Raw genomic sequence first — 16476 nt, 5'->3', positions numbered from 1 at the left:
GAGCGGCCGGACGGGTCCCGGATCACGTCCGGGACACGCCTTTGTTCGGGTGGCATAGCCGTGCCCCAATCACAGGCCGCGTGCTCCGGGCCGGATCACCGTGTCCTCCCCTTCTCGCGTCATGCCCGGGCGTGACCCGGGCATCTCGTGCCACACGCCAGGAGATTTCGGATATCGACCTAAGCCAGGCCGAGGAACACCATCAGAGCGCGGTCGAGACGGCCGACATCGTCAGCGGAGAGTTGGCCGATCCGCCGTCCGAGCTTGTCGCGGGAGACGGTCACGACCTTGTCGACCATCAGACGCGAGGGCTCGCGCAGGCCGTTGGTTTCACTTGGCTCGACGAGCAGACGGAACAGCGGCGCGTCGGTCCTGTCGGTCGTGAAGACGCAGATGGTGACGGATGCGGTCGCATCGAAGGCATCGCCCTGTACGACGACCACCGGGCGCGGCTTGCCGGCGAAGCCGGAAGCGGAGACCGTCCAGACCTCGCCGCGCCTCATGCCTCGTCGAGAACCGATACCGTGTCGATGAACGCCTGATCGGCCCGTTCGCTTTCGCTGCGGGCGACGGCGGCCGACTGGACCTGCGCGCGCGCCCTGAAATCCGCTGTCCTTGTGTCCGGGACCCAGATCTGGACAGGCCGCAGGCCCTGCGCGCGCAGGCGTTGACGGTGCGCCCGCACCTTGTCGCGTGACGACTTGGCGGATGAATTCGACGGCATATCGCGGCCTCCGAATGGTTACATGTAACCTAATCCGCAATAGCGCCCGATACAAGGTCTGGATCGCAGCAGCCACACAAGGCCGTTCGAAAGGCATGGCCGTGCGCAGTAGCAAGGCCGCGTGCTCCGGGCTTGCCCCTGAGCCCAAGGAGGAGCCAGGTCCCGGAGCCCAAGCATCAGGGCGCTGGGCCGGATCGCCGCGCCCTCCCCCCCTCCCGTCATGCCCGGGCTTGACCCGGGCATCTCGTGCCACACGCCCGGGATTGCCGGGTCAAGCCCGGCAATGACGTGGAGAGGGGAAAAGGGCGATCCGGGCTTCTTAGCGCTTTAGCGAGGGTGGAGGCAGTTGGAGCCGCCTCCGTCGCGCCCGCTCGCGACATCGCCGCAGTACCGCGCCGAGAGGCCGCATGGGTCCCGGATCATGTCCGGGACACGCGGCTTTTCGGGTGGCACGGCCGTGCCCAAAACCGCGGCCGCGAGGCGTGCGCGCTCTCGATCGCCGCCTGCTTCGGTTTCGCCATGGCGTCTCCCTACTTTGGGCACAGTTCGCCGCGATAGGAGGGCGCAGGGGGCGTAAGCTGTCCATTCCGCCCATTCCGCGCCGGGCCCGCCGCTCCGGTCTGGCGGGCGTGCCGACAGCTCTCGCAGAGGACGTCTGCCATGAACCTGCCGACCATGTGCGCTCGCGCCATGCCCATTGTCGCCGTCATCGCCGGGATCGCCGCAGTGCCGCAACCGGCCGCCGCCGCCAAGTGCACCACCGCGGTCTGGAAAAACCTGGAAGCGTGCGGCTGGCCAGGGGCCCGCAACACCGGCAAGCGCAGAGGCATCAAGCTGAAGCGCACGCGGACCCGGACCATCACCAAGGACAACACGGTGATCAGAGGCGAGAGGATCGCCCCCGACGGCCTGGTCATCGACGCCAAGAACGTCAGGATCCGCAACAGCACGATCATCAAGAGAAGCGGCGGCAACGGCAGCGGCGTGATCAAGATCCTGCCGGGGGCGAGCGCGAAGATCATCCGCACCCGCCTCAACGGCAGGGGGGCGACCCATGCCGGCATCTGGTACGAAGGCGCCAGGCTGGTCGCCCGCGGCAACAACATACTCGGCGTCAACGACGGAATTTTCGTCTGGGACGCAAACAACTTCGTTATCAAGGGCAATTACCTGCACAATTTCACCGAGAACGCGGGCAACGGGCATGTCGACGGCTTCCAGACCGAAGGCGCCTCGAACGGCATCATCCGCCACAACACGTTCAACGTGACTCAGGACCAGACTTCGGCGATCGCGATCTGGAACGGCCGCCGCAACAGCTCTGACATCCTGGTCGAGAACAACCTGCTGGCCGGCGGCGGCTTCACCGTCTACGCCCAGGACTACAGCCCGTCCGAGGACAACCCCCAAGGCGGCTATTCGGTGACCAACATCCGCTTTCTGAACAACAAGTTCTCCACCGTGAACTATCCGTGCGTGGGCTATTGGGGCGTCTGGTTCTCGCGCGGCGAACCGACCGACGGCTGGCAACGCAGCGGCAATATCGTCCTCGAAACCGGCCGGAACATCGACAGCCAGAACCCGCCGAAGCCGGGTGGCGGTCGCTGCGACTGACGCAGGCGCCGGCCCCGTTACCGTTTCCGCGAACGACGGTGTGGCGGTTCGCAAGGAACCGCCGCGTTCCGATGAACGGCCATCACGCGGACGGCGATCGCGGAATCGGTGCGGCGCCGGGTGGGCGCGCCGGGACGCGCGCCCGGAAAGCGAACCGCTAGCGGATCGCCTCGAGCGGCTGGTCCCGGGTCGATTCCACCAGGCCGTAAAAGACCTCGTTGACCTCGCCCCACTTGCCGATCGCCGCCTTCACGTTGTCCATCCAGCGCTTCACGTTCGGATATTTCGAGAAATCCGAATGGACGACCTCGCCGAGGGTGATCAGGCCGATGCCGAAATAGTCGGCGATGGTGATCTCATCGCCGGTCAGGAACTTCCGGTCCGGACCGATCCAGTAGTCGTTGAGGATCCCGAGCCAGTTCTCGGCGTTGGCCTTGCCCCACTTGATGGTCTCCGCATGCGCCTCCTCGGTCGGGCGCTTGTGGTGCGGGAACACCTGCGGATAGATGAAGCCGTAGGCGTAGTCGCGATAGAAGTTCGCGTTGAACCAGTCCATGATCTCGTTGACCCTGGCCCGCCGCTTTAGGTCCTTGGGGTATTCGGGCAGGTCGTTCTTCTCGGCGAGATACTTCAGGATCGCCGAGGATTCGGTCAGGCGGAAATCACCGTCCTCGAGCACCGGCACCAGCCTGTTCGGGTTAATCGAGGCGAACGGCTCCTGGTGATGGGCGCCGGTGAACAGGTCGACGACCTCCTCGTCGACGGGAATGCCCTTCTCGTGGATGAACAGACGAACCGGCCGGCTGGTCATCGATACCGGATGCATGTAGAGCTTCATGGCAGTCCTCCCTGTCTTATCGTTACGTGATCGGTACGGATACGTGATCGGTACGGATACTTGATCAGTACGGGTTCCGGGGCGTGCGGTCGCTCGACAGGCTTTCGCGCGAGCGTTCCGTCAGGGCTTCGATGGCGTCGGCCAGGTGGATCTGGGCGATGTTGTAGTCGCCGCGGCCGACACGCAGCTTGTGGGCCTCCAGCAGCACGTCGGCATGGGTGAAGCCGGCCGGCGGCTCGAAGCGGTAGGCGGCCAGCTCGATGGTCAGGCCCAGCGGATCGTTGAAGTAGATCGAATCCATGAAGCCGCGGTCCTTAACGCCGGAATGGCGAATGCCGCGCTGGTCGAGCCGGTCCACCGCCTGGTCGAAGGTCGCCTTGGAGACCGCGAAGGCGATGTGGTGGACGCAGCCGGGCTCGGTCGGGGTGCGGCGCGGGTCGGGCCTGCGCTCTTCCTTGGTGAAGATGGTGATCAGGCGGCCGTCGCCGGGATCGAAGTAGAGGTGGCTCTCGTCGCCGGCATCGAGGTTGGGCTGCTCGAAGACGAAGGGCATGCCGAGCACCCCTTCCCAGAAGTCGATCGAGGTCTGGCGGTCGGCGCCGACCAGCGTGATGTGATGGACGCCCTGCGACTGCAGCTTGCGGATCTCGATGTTGTCCATGGCGTGGGCTCCCTTTCAATTTCTCTCGACCAGCTTCGACTTGTACTCGCTGCGCGGCAGCGAGCCCCAGTCGACCAGGTCGATCCGTGTGGTGACGACGAGCGTCTCGCGGATGCGCCGCATGATGCGCTCGGCGAGTTCGGGGGACTTCTCCGCGCCCTCCGCCAGCTCGACGGTGACGGGCAGCGGCGGCTCCTGCTTGACGCCGGGCGCCGTTGGGCGGATCGCGATGAGCCCGCTGACATGCGGGGCGAAGCCGTTGACGACCTCGCGGACGGCGGAGGGAAAGACGTTGACGCCGCGCACGATCAGCATGTCGTCGGTGCGGCCGATGCAGCGCACGCGCGGCGCCGTCCGCCCGCAGGCGCAGGTGCCCGTGCGGACCTGCACATGGTCGCGCGAGCGAAAGCGTAAAAGCGGCGCGGCGCGGTGCCTGAGATGGCTGTAGACGAGCTCGCCCTGTGCCCCGTCCTCGATCGGGACCGGGGCGCCGGTATCGGGATCGATCAGCTCGACATGGACCAGGCCGCGCCCGGAGAAGTGCATGCCGGTCTGCGCCTCGCACTCGCCCCACAATGAGACCGAGATGTCGCCGATGCCCATCGCCTCGCAGACGGTGGCGCCCCAGGCGTCCTGCAGCCGCGCGCGCATCGCCGCCTCGCCGCCGCCGGGCTCGCCGGCGACCATGATGCGTTCGACGCTCGACCCGGCGATGTCGATGCCGCGGTCGCCGGCCCATTCGGCCAGGTGCAGCGCGTAGGACGGCGTGCAGGCCAGGACGTGCGGGTGCAACAGCCGGACGGCCGTCATCAGCCGCTCGGTGTTGCCGGTGCCGACGGGAATGTGGCAGGCGCCGAGCCGGTTGAAGGCATCGAGCGCGGCGCCGGCGACGAAGGGACCGGCGTTGTAGGTCGACACCACCCGCTTGCCCCGGGACAGGCCCGTGGCGGCATAGCTGCGCGCGGAAATCGTCACCCAGTCGTCGAGGTCGCGCGCGGTCAGCGGGATGTAGCTGGGCGTACCTGTGGTGCCGCTGGTGGAGAAGACGCGGACGACGTCCTCCATCGGCGCGGCGAGATGCGTGCCGATCGGATCGGCATCGGAGCGCGTGACGCGCAGCTCGTCCTTCTCGGTGAACGGCAGGGCGGCGATGTCGTCGAGGCCGCCCACCGCATCCGGGGTGGCGAAACCGGCCTTCATCAGCTTGTGGCGATAGAAGCGCGAGCGCTCGAACAGGTAGGACAGTTGCGCGCGATACGGCGCCTCGTCCCTGCCCTTCTGCCTCTCCCAGGCAAGCGTTTCTATGTCCGGGTCCTGGATCATCCTGGCGCTCCGGCGCCGGTTCGAAGAGCGCTGCCCTTGCCGCGGCCGGTTATTGCTTGCTAAGTTTGTAGGACAATATTGACTTCAAATCGCTTGTCAACCGGTCCGAACGCGGGTAACCGACCACGGTCATGTCCGATACCGACATCGCCACCGAAATCCGCCCGACAAGCCGTGGAACCACGGTCGAGCGCGTGGTGCGCCATCTGCGCGAAGGCATCCTCAACAGCCGCTATTCGCCCGGCCAGCGCCTGATCGAGGCCGATCTCACGCGCGATCTCGGCGTCAGCCGCGGCCCCCTGCGCGAGGCGTTCCGGCGGCTGTCGGCGGAAGGGCTCCTGGAAACGGTGCCGAACCGCGGCGCGCTGGTGCGGCGGCTGTCGCTGCAGGAGACGGTCGAGCTGTTCCAGATCCGCACCGAGCTGGAGGCGCTGGCCGCGCGGCTGGCGGCGCAAAACATGGCCGAACCCGAGATCCGGGCCGCATTCGAGGCGGCGATCGACCCGATATGGGCGGAGGCGCCGCGCCTGTCGCCGATGGCCTATCTGGAGGAGAACAAGCGGTTCCACGACGCGATCGTGGGCGCCAGCGGCAACTGCCAGCTCGTCACCCTGCACCGACAGCTGCAACTGCCGCTGATCATGTTCCAGGTCAGCGGCGGGCTGACGGCCGACATGCTGTGCCGCTCGGTCAGCGAGCACCGCGACATCGCCCGCGCCATCCTGGACGGCGATTCCAGGAAGGCGGAAACGGCGCTGCGCGGCCATCTCGACCGCGCCACCGCCCTCACCCGCCACATGCCGGCCTCGACCTTCCGCCCCGCCGCGACCGGCGACTAGCCGCGCCGGCTGCCGGCCAACTCCGTTTCTGATAAAACTCCAGCCAAATCGCGACAGGCGGCTTCGCGGCGCGCCGGCGGACACACGCGTTGGGGGAGGAAACGGCGCATGCCCGAGGAACCGCTGATCATGGTCTGCGTCGGAGACATCTCCGGCAACGTGCGCGGCAAGTCGGTCCCGCTCGCCGACTACAGGGCCGACATGACGGCGGGTGTCGGCTGGACGCCGACCAACGTCCAGCTCACCTGCTTCGGCACGATTGCGGAGACGCCCTACGGTCCGTTCGGCGACCTAGTGATGACGCCCGTCCCGATGACCGAGGCGCGCGTCGCGTTCGGCGGCGCCGAGGCGCCGGCCGAGCATCTCGTGATCGCCGAGCTGACCTGGCCGGACGGCAGCCTGTGGGAATGCTGCACCCGGACGATCCTGCGCCGCGCGCTCGAGACGCTGCACGCGGAGACCGGCCTCACCGTGCGGGCGGCCTTCGAGCACGAGTTCATGTTCGTGACCGACCAGCCGACCGGCGGCGCCTACACGATCGGCGGCGTCCGGCGGCGCAAGGCGTTCGGCGAAACGTTCCTCGGCGCGTTGCGCGAGGCGGGCATGACACCGCAATCCTTCCTGCGCGAATTCGGCCCGAACCAGTACGAGGTCAGCGTCGCGCCGGCCCGGGGCGTGACCGCCGCCGACGACGCCCTGGTGCTGCGCGAACTCGCCCGGTCCGCCGCGCTCAGTCTAAGCGAGGAGATCACGTTCACGCCGCTGATCGGGCCGCACGACGTGGGCAACGGCGTCCATGTCCATTTCGACTTCCTCGACGGCGCGGGCACACCCGTGACCGCGGATCCGGACGCGCCAGACGGGATTGCCGCCACGGCGGCCGCCTTTATCGCCGGCGTATTGAAGCATCTGCCGTCCACCGTGGCGCTGACCGCGCCGAGCGTGCCCTCCTACACCCGGCTGACGCCGCACCGCTGGAGCGCGGCCTTCAACAATCTGGGCTACCGCGACCGCGAGGCGGCGGTGCGCATCTGCCCGCGGCCCGACGGTGCCGACGTCGCGCCGGGCGAACAGCTGCATTTCGAGTACCGGGCCGCCGACGCGGCGGCGAACCCGCATCTGGTTCTGGCGACGCTGGTCCTGGCGGGCCTGCAGGGCGTCCGCGACGGCCTGCCGCCGCCGTCCGTCACGCACGAGGACCTGACGCTCGTCGCAGCCGAAGAGCTGAACGCGCGCGGCATCGAGAGGCTGCCGGCCTCGCTGGACGACGCCATCGCGCGGCTGGACACCGACACGACCGTGCGGTCGTGGTTCCCGGAAAAATTCGTCGACGTCTATGTCGCCCACAAGCGCGGCGAGATGGCGTTCCTGAAGGGCAAGACCGAGGACGATATCTGCGCGGCCTATTCCGGCGCCTATTGAGGCCTGGAAGGAAGGATCGACCCGGCGTTCATGCGCGCTCTCGGTCCGGTGCCTGCACCGTCCCGTCGGCGACCCAGGCATCGAAGATTTCCAGCGCCGTGTCGACGAAGGCGCGGTCGTTGATGTGGGCGTCGATCTCGCTCATCGCGACGGGCGGCCCGATCACCGTGCGCATCTCGTCGAGAAACGCGTCCAGCCCCTCGGGATCGTGCGCGGGCTCGCCCGGCTTGTCCCATTCCTCGATGCCGCCGTTGGGCAGGATGACATGCACCGGCCCGCTCGCCCGCGCCAGCCGCGCGCCGATCTCGCGCGCGGTGCGCCTGCGTTCCTCCGGCGTGATCGCCACCGAGGCGATCAGCCGGTTGTGAGCGTGATAGGGCCGCTCGCGCCATTTCGCGGGGATCTCCGTCCAGGTCGGCATGTCGACGAGGTCGGAGGCGCCCGGCGCGACGATCTGCGGGATTCCGGCGCGGCCGGCGCTCGACAGGCGGTCGGCGCCGCTGTTGACGACCGAGCCGTGCACGCCGTTGGTGAATTCCTGCATGCAGAAATCCATGACGCAGGCGAACGCGCCCTGCGCGGCGAGGCCCTCGAAGGCGCGCCCGCCCATGCCGGTGGAGTGGAAGACGGCGACCTCGAAGCCGCGCCGCTCCAGCGCCGGCTTGAGCGCCACCATGTAGCTCAGGCATGACTTGCCGAGGCTGGTCATGCCCACCAGCGGCCGGTCGCGACGGGGCGGCTCCACGGCGCGCGCGGCGCCCAGGACGGCGCCGGCGGCCTGGCTGAGCGCCGACCTGCAGACCGAGTTGAGGCCGTAGAGCCCACCGGCCCACAGGATCATCTGGATATCGGGAGGCAACCGCTCCGGCGGGATCAGCGGCGAGAACGAGACGGTCGAGACGATGTATTTCGGCACGCCCATCGGCAGCGCCAGCGCGCAGTCGAGCGCGAGATCGGTGCCCATGGTGCCGCCGATGGCGATCATGGCGTCGATCCTGCCCGCCACGTGGAGATCGGCGGCGAGCTTCGCGGCGCCGGCGGCCATGATCTGCATGGCCGTATTCTCGTCGCCGGAGCGGATCGCCGCCTGAATGGACGAACCGGCGGCCTCGGCCACCCGATGCTTGGAGATGTCCGTTGCCGCGGGCGGGTCGCCAAGGACGCTGACATCCATCGTCATCGCCGTGCCGCCCTGGCCCTCGATGCAGCCGATCAGGTAGCGCAGCTCGTCGGACTTCGTATCGAACGTGCCGATGACGAGGATGGTCTTGTCGGTCATGGCGTCCGTTTCCCTGGAGGGTTTGGTTTCCGATTTAAGCAGACTTGCTTTTCTCCCGCTCGCTGCTGCGAGCCTGCCCAGTTCCCCGCTCACTTCCGCGAAAGCGGGAGTCCGGGGCGACGCGGCGCGGCCGTGCCAAGCGCGCTGAATTCCCGCTTTCGCGGGAATGAGCGGAGAGAGGGCGCGGGAATGAGCGGCGCGGCCGTAGCCGTCGGCGTTCAAGCGCGCCTCAATCTATCCCAAGAGTTGGCTATCCCAAGAGTTGGCTATCCCAAGAGCTCGCTATCTTCAGGGCTGACTATCCTCAGAGCTGGATCCAGGCGGTCTTCAGGTCGGTGTACTTGTCCAGAGCGTGCAGCGACTTGTCGTGGCCGTTGCCCGACTGCCTGACACCGCCGAGCGGCACGGTGATATCAGGGCCGCCATAGGTGTTGACGTGAACCACGCCGGCGCGGATCGCCCGCACCATGCGGTGGGCGGTCGACAGGTTCGAGGTCCACACGCCGGCGGCGAGACCGTAGACGGTCGAATTGGCGAGGCTCACGGCCTCTTCCTCGTCGTCGAAGGCCATGACACCCAGCACCGGGCCAAACACCTCCTGGCGGGCGAGCGGCATCTGCGCGGTGACGTGGTCGAACACCGTCGGCTGCATGTAGTAACCACCGGTCTGTTCGAGGATACGGTGCCCGCCGGTCTTCAGCTCGGCACCCTCGCGCGCGGCCTCGGCGACAAACCGCAGGTCCTTCTCCAGTTGCTCCGCACTCACCACCGCGCCGGCCTGGGTCGCGAGGTCGAGCGGGTCGCCGACCTTCATCGCGGCGGCGATGGCGGACACCCTGTCGACGACCTCCTGGTGGATCTCGCGCTGCACCAGCAGCCTCGAGCCGGCGACGCAAACCTGCCCGGAATTGCGGAAGATGCCGAAGGCGGAGACCCTGGCGGCCTGTTCGAGGTCGGCGGCATCGGCGAAGACGATGTTGGGCGACTTGCCGCCGAGCTCGAGATAGACGCGCTTCAGGTTCGAGCGGGCGGAATATTCGAGCAGCTTGCGCCCCACCCCGCCGGAGCCCGTGAAGGCGAGCACGTCGACGTCCATGTGCAGGCCGAGCGCCTCGCCCGCCTCCGCCCCGTGGCCGGTGACGACGTTGAGCACGCCGTCCGGCAGGCCGGCCTCGGAACAGAGCTGAGCGACGCGCAGCAGCGTCAGCGACGCGGCCTCCGCCGGTTTCAGCACCACCGAATTGCCGGCGGCGAGCGCGGGCGCGATCTTCCAGGCGCCGATCATCAGCGGGAAGTTCCACGGCACGATCGCGCCGACGACGCCGACCGGCTCGCGGTGGACAAGGCCGAGCACGGAGTGCGCCGTCGGTGCGATCTCTCCGTAGACCTTGTCGGCGGCCTCGGCGTAGTAGCGGAAGGTGCCGGCCGCGCTGCCCGGCTCGGCCCTCAGCGCCATGGAGATTTCGGTGCCGTTGTCGCGCACGCCGAGCACGGCCAGTTCGAGGGCGTGTTTCCCGATCAGGTCCGCGATGCGGTGCATCACCGTCTGGCGTTCGGCGGGGGCGGCGCGGGACCAGGCGCCGCTTTCGAAACTTCGGCGCGCGGCGGCGACGGCACGGTCGACGTCGGCATGGCCGGCACTGGCGATGGTCGTCAGGCGGGCGCCGTCTATCGGCGAGACGACCGCAATGGTCTCACCGCTCGCCGCCTCCCATGCGGCCCCGTCGATCCACAGACCCTGCGGCGGCACCGGGCGGGCGCGCAGCGCGTCGATGGCGGCCTGATCGGCCATGTCGGCCATCCCCTCCTCGATCCTAACCGGTTCATTATTGTCACCGGCAGGTCAAATACATGTTGCGTTCGCAACCCTGCTCTGTCAACGAATACATAGACGCTGCGCCGCGACGGGCATCGCGCCCGGCGGATAAAGGCCGACCGGAGGAAAGACGGACACCGTGCAGACCGTCGACAAGGCGATGAAACTGCTGGGCGCCTTCACGCCGGCCGAGCCGGAAATCGGCCTGAGCGATCTCGCCCGGCGCGCCGGCTACGACAAGGCGGCGACCCGGCGTTTCCTGGTCGCGCTGCAGAAGCACGGCTTCATCGAGCAGAACCCGGCCAACCGGAAATACCGCCTCGGCGCCGCGTTCCTGCATTTCGCGCAGGTGCGCGAGGCGACGCTACCGTTGGCGTCCGTGATCGCGCCGCTGCTGGAGACGCTCGCCGAGAAGACCGGCGAGACGGCGCATGCCTCGCACTATTCGGCGACGGCATCGGGCGGCGCGCTGATCACCATCGGCATGCGCGAGCCGATCCGGGCGACGCGGGTCCACATGGATCCTTCCGAGATCCTGCCGCTGCACGCGACCGCCTCGGGCCTGGTCTATCTGGCCTTCGCGCCGGATGCCCGTATCGACGAGGCGATCGCCGGCGGTCTCAAGGCCTATACGGCGCACACGATTACCAGCGCGAACCGCCTGCGCGCCGCCGTGGCGCAGGCGCGGGCCGCCGGCCATGCCATCGCCGGCCAGAGCTTCGAGGACGAGGTGACCGGCATCGCCATGCCGTTCTTCGATGCCTCGGGCGCCGCCGTCGGCGCGCTGGCGGTGGCGACGCCCGCCTCGCGGATGACCGACACGCTGAAGGCATCGATCCTGTCCGAACTCCGGCGCGCGGTGGCAACGGCAACGCGCGGCATCGGCGGCGTCATGAACCCCGACTACCTTTCGGCGCTCGGCGACCGGCGGGCGGCATGAGCGGCCCGATATGAATGAACCGGCACAGGCATTGGTGCTTGATTTCGGCGGGGTCATCACCAAGACCCTGTTCGAGACCCATGCCGAGACCGAGGCGGCGCTCGGCCTCAAGCCCGGCACGCTGACCTGGCGGGGACCGTTCGATCCCGACACCGACCCGCTGTGGCGGCGGATGCAGGCCGGCGAAATCAGCGAGCGCGACTACTGGCTTGCCCGCGCACGCGAGACCGGCGCGCTGCTCGGCGAGACCTGGGACCGCATGGACCAGTTGCTGCGACGCGCACGCGGCGCCGACCTGATGCGCTCGGTCCGGCCGGAGGCCCTCGCCGCGATCCGTACGGCCAAGGCGGCGGGCAAGCGCCTGGCGATCCTGTCGAACGAGCTCGACCTGTTCTACGGCGCCGACTTCCGCGAAAAACTGCCTTTCCTCGCCGACTTCGCGCTGATCGTCGATGCGACCTACACGAAGATCCTGAAGCCCGATCCGCGCGCCTATCGCCTCGTCACGGACGGGCTCGGGCTGGCGGCCCACGACTGCGTCTTCGTCGACGACCAGTTGAAGAACGTCCGGGGCGCCGAGGCCGTCGGCATGCGCGCCGTCCACTTCGACGTGCGCGACCCGGCGGACAGCTTCGCCCGGGCGCTCGCCCGACTCGGCATGACAACCCGTTCGGAGGCTTCGGCATGATCGCGCACGACTCGAACTTCCTGAAGGAGAACAACGCCCGCCACATGTGGCATCCGATGGCGCATCCCGCCGAGATGATCGCGCATCCGCCGAAGGTGGTGATGGCGGCCGAGGGGGTGACGCTGACCGATGTCGACGGCCACAGGACGATCGACGCCGTGGGCGGGCTGTGGAACGTCAACCTGGGCTATTCGTGCGATCCGGTGAAGGCGGCGATTACCGCACAGCTCGACGCCCTGCCCTATTATTCCGCCTTCCGCGGCACCTCGACGGGGCCGGCGATCGAATTGTCCTACAGGCTGGCGGACTGGTTCGCGCCCGACGGCATGGTGCGGTCGTTCTTCACCTCGGGCGGATCGGACAGCGTCGAGACGGCCCTCCGGCTCGCGCGCCAGTACCACAAGATCCGCGGCGACCGGGACCGCACCAAGTTCCTCAGCCTCAAGAAGGGCTATCACGGCACCCACATGGGCGGGGCGTCGGTCAACGGCAACGCCAATTTCCGCCGCAACTACGAGCCGCTGCTGCCGGGCTGCTTCCACATCCCCGCGCCCTACACCTATCGCAATCCGTTCAACGAGACCGATCCGGAACGGCTCGCCGGCCTGTGCGCGCAGGCGCTGGAGGACGAGATCGCGTTTCAGGGGCCGGACACGGTCGCCGCCTTCATCATGGAGCCGGTGCTGGGCGCCGGCGGCGTCATTCCGCCGCACGAGAGCTTCATGCCGAAGGTGCGGGAAATCTGCGACCGGCACGGCATCCTGCTGATCGCCGACGAGGTGATCACCGCCTTCGGCCGCACCGGCGGCTGGACGGGATCGCGGCTGTGGGGCGTTAAGCCCGACCTGATGTGCATCGCCAAGGCGATCACCAACGGCTATTTCCCGTTCGGCGCGGTGATGATCTCGGAGACAGTCGCGGACGCCTTCGAGAGCAACCACGACGCCTTCGGCAATATCGGCCACGGCTACACCTATTCGGCCCACCCGGTCGGCTGCGCGGCGGCGCTCGCCTGCCTGCCGGAGATGGACAAGGCCGACCTGGCCGGCAACGCCGCCCTGCGCGGGGCGGAGCTACTGGCCGCGGCGCAGGCGCTGAAGGACAGGCACGCTCTCGTCGGCGACGTGCGCGGCAAGGGCCTGATGGTGGCGCTGGAGCTCGTATCCGACCGGGAGGCGAAGACGCCCGTCGACAAGGCAACCATCGGCACGGTCTTCGAGACCGCCTATGGCGCCGGTGTGATGATCCGCGTCTCCGGTCCCAACATCATCCTGTCACCTCCGCTGGTGATCACGGCCGAGGACGTGGGCACGATCGCGGCGGGTCTCGACGCCGGCCTGACGGCGGCGGGCGGTTGACGCGGCACGCCGACAAGGCCGCCTTTTCCTAAAATCCGGCCGAATTCCTTAGGCCGGCATTCGCCGTTTCCGGGCCAAAGTCCGTCGCGACCATGACCAACAGGCGCGACCGGTTCGGCGCTCGCGTCCGCTCGAAAGAGACGTGGGGCGACCGATGGCACTAACTCCGGAGAACGCGCACAGCGCGCGGGTCGCGTTTCAGCGGTTTGGCCTCGGCGCCAAGCCGGGCTCGTTCGCGCGGGTCGCGGCCAATCCGCTCGCCGCCCTGATCCGCGAGGTCAACACCCCGCGCATCGCGGAAGTGCGCGGCAGGAAGCTCCCCTCCTACCGGAAGGCCGCGAGGCTGTCCCAGAAGGATTTCGGCAAGGCCGAAACGATACGCGAACGGGAGCTGGCCGCGCGCGTCTCCAAGCACATGCAGCCGGACGTCGGCTTCGTCGAACGTCTGGTCATGTTCTGGAGCAACCACTTCTCGATGTCGGTCAACAAGTCCGGCACGGTCCGCGGCATGATCGGCCAGCTCGAGCGCGACGTCATCCGCAAGCACGTCCTCGGCAATTTCTCCGACATGCTGCTCGGGGTGATGCGGCATCCGGCCATGATTTCGTTCCTCGACAACGCCGATTCCATCGGCCCGCGCTCGAAGATCGGCCAGCAGTGGGGCGTCGGCTTCAACGAGAACCTGGCGCGCGAGGCGATGGAGCTGCACACGCTGGGCAGCGCGGGCGGCTATACCGAGGAGGACGTCACCAACCTGGCGCTGATCCTCACCGGCTGGTCCTATGTGCGCGGCTGGGAAGCGGACCACCGCCACAACGGCGGCAACAAGCGCAATCGCGGCCGCTTCATCTTCCGCAAGAGCTGGCACGAGCCCGGCCCCATCACGCTGATGGGCAAGTCCTACCCCGGGATCGGCATCAACCAGGGCCTGATGGCGCTCCGGGACCTGGCGCGGCATCCCGCGACCGCCGAGCACATCGCCTTCAAGCTCGTCCGCCACTTCATCACCGACGAGCCGACGCCGGCGATGGTGGACCCGATCCGGCAGACGTTCCTGGACACCGGCGGTGACCTGAAGCAGGTCGCGCTCGCGCTCGTCCGGCTGCCGGAGGCATTCAACGCGCCGCTCGTCAAGATCCGGACGCCCTACGAGCTCGCGATCGCGCAATTTCGCGCCCTGAACCGGCGCTACTCGAAGAAGTACTACTGGTGGGCGTTTGCCGGGCCGCTCTACGCGCTCAACAACATGGCCTGGGAATGCCCCTCCCCGGAGGGGTTTCCCGACGACACGCTGTACTGGCTCGATCCGGACGGCATGACGCTGCGGCTCGACACCGCCCAGGTCAGCGGCTGGGTCTACCACAAGCGCCATCGCGGCAGCGCCGTCGCCCTGGCCAACAGGCTCTATGACAGCGCCCTGAGCACGGAAACGCGGCAGCGGATCGGTCAGTCGGGCAGCAAGGTCGCCGGCCTGACGATCCTGTTCTGCAGCCCCGAATTCCAGCGGAGATAACGGATATGGAAGACGAGTTCGCGCCCGGCTCCGTCGGAGGTTCCGTAGACGAAAATGTCGTCCGTGCCGCCGCGGGGGGCTGCGAGGAGTCGCGGCTGCTGCTGTCGCGGCGCGCGGTGCTCGGCGTGTCCGCCGGCCTGTTCTCCTGGGCCTATGCACCACGCTGGGCGGGCGCGGAAGCGGCCACCGGCGACCCCCGATTCCTCGTCGTCGTGCTGCGCGGCGGCATGGACGGATTGTCGGCGGTCGTGCCGCACGGCGACCCGCACTACGCTTCGTTGCGCGGCGACATCGCGATCCCGCGCAAGAAGACTATCCGTCTCGACGGTTTCTTCGGCCTGCATCCGGCCATGAAGCGGTTCGGCAGACTGTACAGGCGGGGACAGGCGGCGGTGGTGCACGCGGCATGCGTTCCACTGCGCAACCGGTCCCACTTCGATGCCCAGGACAACCTGGAAAACGGCCTGCCGGGCGTCGTCTCGTCGAACTCGACCGGCTGGTTGAACCGACTGCTGTCGGCGCTGCCGGCGGGAGACCCGATCCTGTCGCACGGGGCGATCCAGATCGGCGCGGCGCCGTTGATCCTGCGCGGACCGGCACGGGTGCTCGGCTGGTCTCCGGCCTATTACGACCACCTGGAGGATCCGCTGCTCTACATGGTCCGCACGCTGTACCAGGCGAAAGACCCCGAAATGCACGCCTACCTGGAAGCGGGGCTGGAGGCCGACCGGCTGGCGGAGGGCGTGAACAGGAAACGGGACCGCAACGTCAGCGACCTGCGCAAGGGGTTCCGCGGCGCCGCGCGACTGCTCAGGTCGCCGCGCGGGCCGCGCATCGCCGTGCTCTCGGTCGATGGCTGGGATACCCACAGCGACCAGGGCAGCACCACCGGGCAGCTCGCCAACCTGTTGTCCGAGCTCGATCGCGCCATCGACGACTTCCGCAGGGCCTCGGGCCCGGCCTGGGGCAAGACGGTCGTGGTGATGGCCACCGAATTCGGCCGCACCGCGCACGCGAACGGCGACGACGGCACCGATCACGGGGTCGGGACGGTCGCGCTGCTGGCCGGTGGCGCCGTCCGCGGCGGCAGGGTCTTCGCCGATTGGCCGGGCCTCGCGCCGTCGCGCCTCTTCGAAGGCAGCGACCTGCGCGCGACGACCGACCTCCGGTCGGTCTTCAAGGGCATACTGTCCGACCATCTGGGCGTCCCCACATCGATCCTCGACACCTCGGTGTTTCCGGAAAGCGGCGGGGCATCGCCGATGAGCGGTCTCATCAGGGCGAGCAGCGCCGATCTCGTAGAGATGAGCGGCATCCCGCGCGCGCCGGTACCGGTGACGGTCGAATCCGCCATCGCCCGCTATCGCCGCGGCGAAACCGTCTCGTCCGCGGGTGAGCGCACGATGTAATGTAGCGCGCGGCGGCGGCGTGCCGGACATGGCGATAGCGGACTAGACGCGG

The 16476-nt window shown here is 68.3% G+C and carries 15 protein-coding genes; 8 read left to right on the top strand and 7 right to left on the bottom strand.

The window, feature by feature from the left end:
• Positions 1–179: 179 nt before the first annotated feature.
• Both ACSF9G_RS09605 and ACSF9G_RS09600 read right to left on the bottom strand, forming a co-directional pair.
• Complete coding sequence (locus tag ACSF9G_RS09605) at positions 180–503, bottom strand: type II toxin-antitoxin system PemK/MazF family toxin (RefSeq protein ID WP_436640916.1); 324 nt, start codon at positions 501–503, stop codon at positions 180–182.
• On the bottom strand, positions 500–724 hold the full coding sequence (locus ACSF9G_RS09600) for an antitoxin MazE family protein (protein ID WP_436640914.1): 225 nt from the start codon (positions 722–724) through the stop codon (positions 500–502). Before ACSF9G_RS09600 ends, ACSF9G_RS09605 begins: the two co-directional genes overlap by 4 nt.
• Positions 725–1384: 660 nt before the next feature.
• On the opposite strand from ACSF9G_RS09600, the gene ACSF9G_RS09595 reads away from it, so the two are divergent.
• Positions 1385–2338, top strand: coding sequence for a right-handed parallel beta-helix repeat-containing protein (locus tag ACSF9G_RS09595; protein WP_436640912.1), 954 nt, complete (start codon positions 1385–1387; stop codon positions 2336–2338).
• Positions 2339–2495: 157 nt separating this feature from the next.
• Here ACSF9G_RS09595 and ACSF9G_RS09590 read toward each other — a convergent pair whose 3' ends face one another.
• The 3 genes from ACSF9G_RS09590 to ACSF9G_RS09580 form a co-directional block, all read right to left on the bottom strand.
• On the bottom strand, positions 2496–3176 hold the full coding sequence (locus ACSF9G_RS09590; RefSeq protein ID WP_436640910.1) for a glutathione S-transferase family protein: 681 nt from the start codon (positions 3174–3176) through the stop codon (positions 2496–2498).
• 64 nt (positions 3177–3240) lie between these two features.
• Positions 3241–3822, bottom strand: coding sequence for a VOC family protein (locus ACSF9G_RS09585; protein ID WP_436642098.1), 582 nt, complete (start codon positions 3820–3822; stop codon positions 3241–3243).
• Between the two features lie 30 nt (positions 3823–3852).
• On the bottom strand, positions 3853–5160 hold the full coding sequence (locus ACSF9G_RS09580) for a phenylacetate--CoA ligase family protein (RefSeq protein WP_436640908.1): 1308 nt from the start codon (positions 5158–5160) through the stop codon (positions 3853–3855).
• A 131-nt stretch (positions 5161–5291) separates the two neighbouring features.
• On the opposite strand from ACSF9G_RS09580, the gene ACSF9G_RS09575 reads away from it, so the two are divergent.
• Positions 5292–5999, top strand: coding sequence for a GntR family transcriptional regulator (locus tag ACSF9G_RS09575; RefSeq protein WP_436640905.1), 708 nt, complete (start codon positions 5292–5294; stop codon positions 5997–5999).
• A 108-nt stretch (positions 6000–6107) separates the two neighbouring features.
• Positions 6108–7421 (top strand): type I glutamate--ammonia ligase, encoded by a 1314-nt coding sequence (locus ACSF9G_RS09570; RefSeq protein WP_436640903.1) that lies wholly within the window; start codon positions 6108–6110, stop codon positions 7419–7421.
• Positions 7422–7449: 28 nt separating this feature from the next.
• Here the strand turns inward: ACSF9G_RS09570 and ACSF9G_RS09565 are convergent, their stop codons facing one another.
• Together ACSF9G_RS09565 and ACSF9G_RS09560 are read right to left on the bottom strand one after the other, a co-directional pair.
• Positions 7450–8700 carry a Tm-1-like ATP-binding domain-containing protein gene (locus tag ACSF9G_RS09565; RefSeq protein ID WP_436640901.1) on the bottom strand — a complete coding sequence of 417 codons (1251 nt, stop codon included), beginning with the start codon at positions 8698–8700 and terminating at the stop codon, positions 7450–7452.
• A 304-nt stretch (positions 8701–9004) separates the two neighbouring features.
• Entirely contained in the window at positions 9005–10492 is a 1488-nt protein-coding gene (locus ACSF9G_RS09560; RefSeq protein WP_436640900.1) for an aldehyde dehydrogenase, read from the bottom strand.
• Positions 10493–10655: 163 nt separating this feature from the next.
• On the opposite strand from ACSF9G_RS09560, the gene ACSF9G_RS09555 reads away from it, so the two are divergent.
• The 5 genes from ACSF9G_RS09555 to ACSF9G_RS09535 all read left to right on the top strand — a co-directional run bounded on the left by ACSF9G_RS09555 (position 10656) and on the right by ACSF9G_RS09535 (position 16424).
• Positions 10656–11456: an IclR family transcriptional regulator gene (locus ACSF9G_RS09555; protein WP_436640899.1), complete on the top strand. Its 801-nt coding sequence runs from the start codon at positions 10656–10658 to the stop codon at positions 11454–11456.
• A 10-nt stretch (positions 11457–11466) separates the two neighbouring features.
• A complete protein-coding gene (locus ACSF9G_RS09550; protein ID WP_436640897.1) occupies positions 11467–12144 on the top strand; it encodes an HAD-IA family hydrolase in 678 nt (225 codons plus the stop codon).
• On the top strand, positions 12141–13502 hold the full coding sequence (locus ACSF9G_RS09545; RefSeq protein WP_436640896.1) for an aspartate aminotransferase family protein: 1362 nt from the start codon (positions 12141–12143) through the stop codon (positions 13500–13502). The genes ACSF9G_RS09550 and ACSF9G_RS09545 overlap by 4 nt, the downstream gene beginning before the upstream one ends.
• 154 nt (positions 13503–13656) lie before the next feature.
• Positions 13657–15015, top strand: coding sequence for a DUF1800 domain-containing protein (locus ACSF9G_RS09540; RefSeq protein WP_436640895.1), 1359 nt, complete (start codon positions 13657–13659; stop codon positions 15013–15015).
• Positions 15016–15020: 5 nt separating this feature from the next.
• A complete protein-coding gene (locus tag ACSF9G_RS09535) occupies positions 15021–16424 on the top strand; it encodes a DUF1501 domain-containing protein (protein ID WP_436640894.1) in 1404 nt (467 codons plus the stop codon).
• Positions 16425–16476 lie beyond the last annotated feature (52 nt).

Origin of the sequence: Microbaculum mangrovi (assembly GCF_051390635.1) — a bacterium.
GTDB lineage: Bacteria > Pseudomonadota > Alphaproteobacteria > Rhizobiales > Tepidamorphaceae > Microbaculum.
This window is presented reverse-complemented; position numbering and strand designations above follow the sequence as displayed.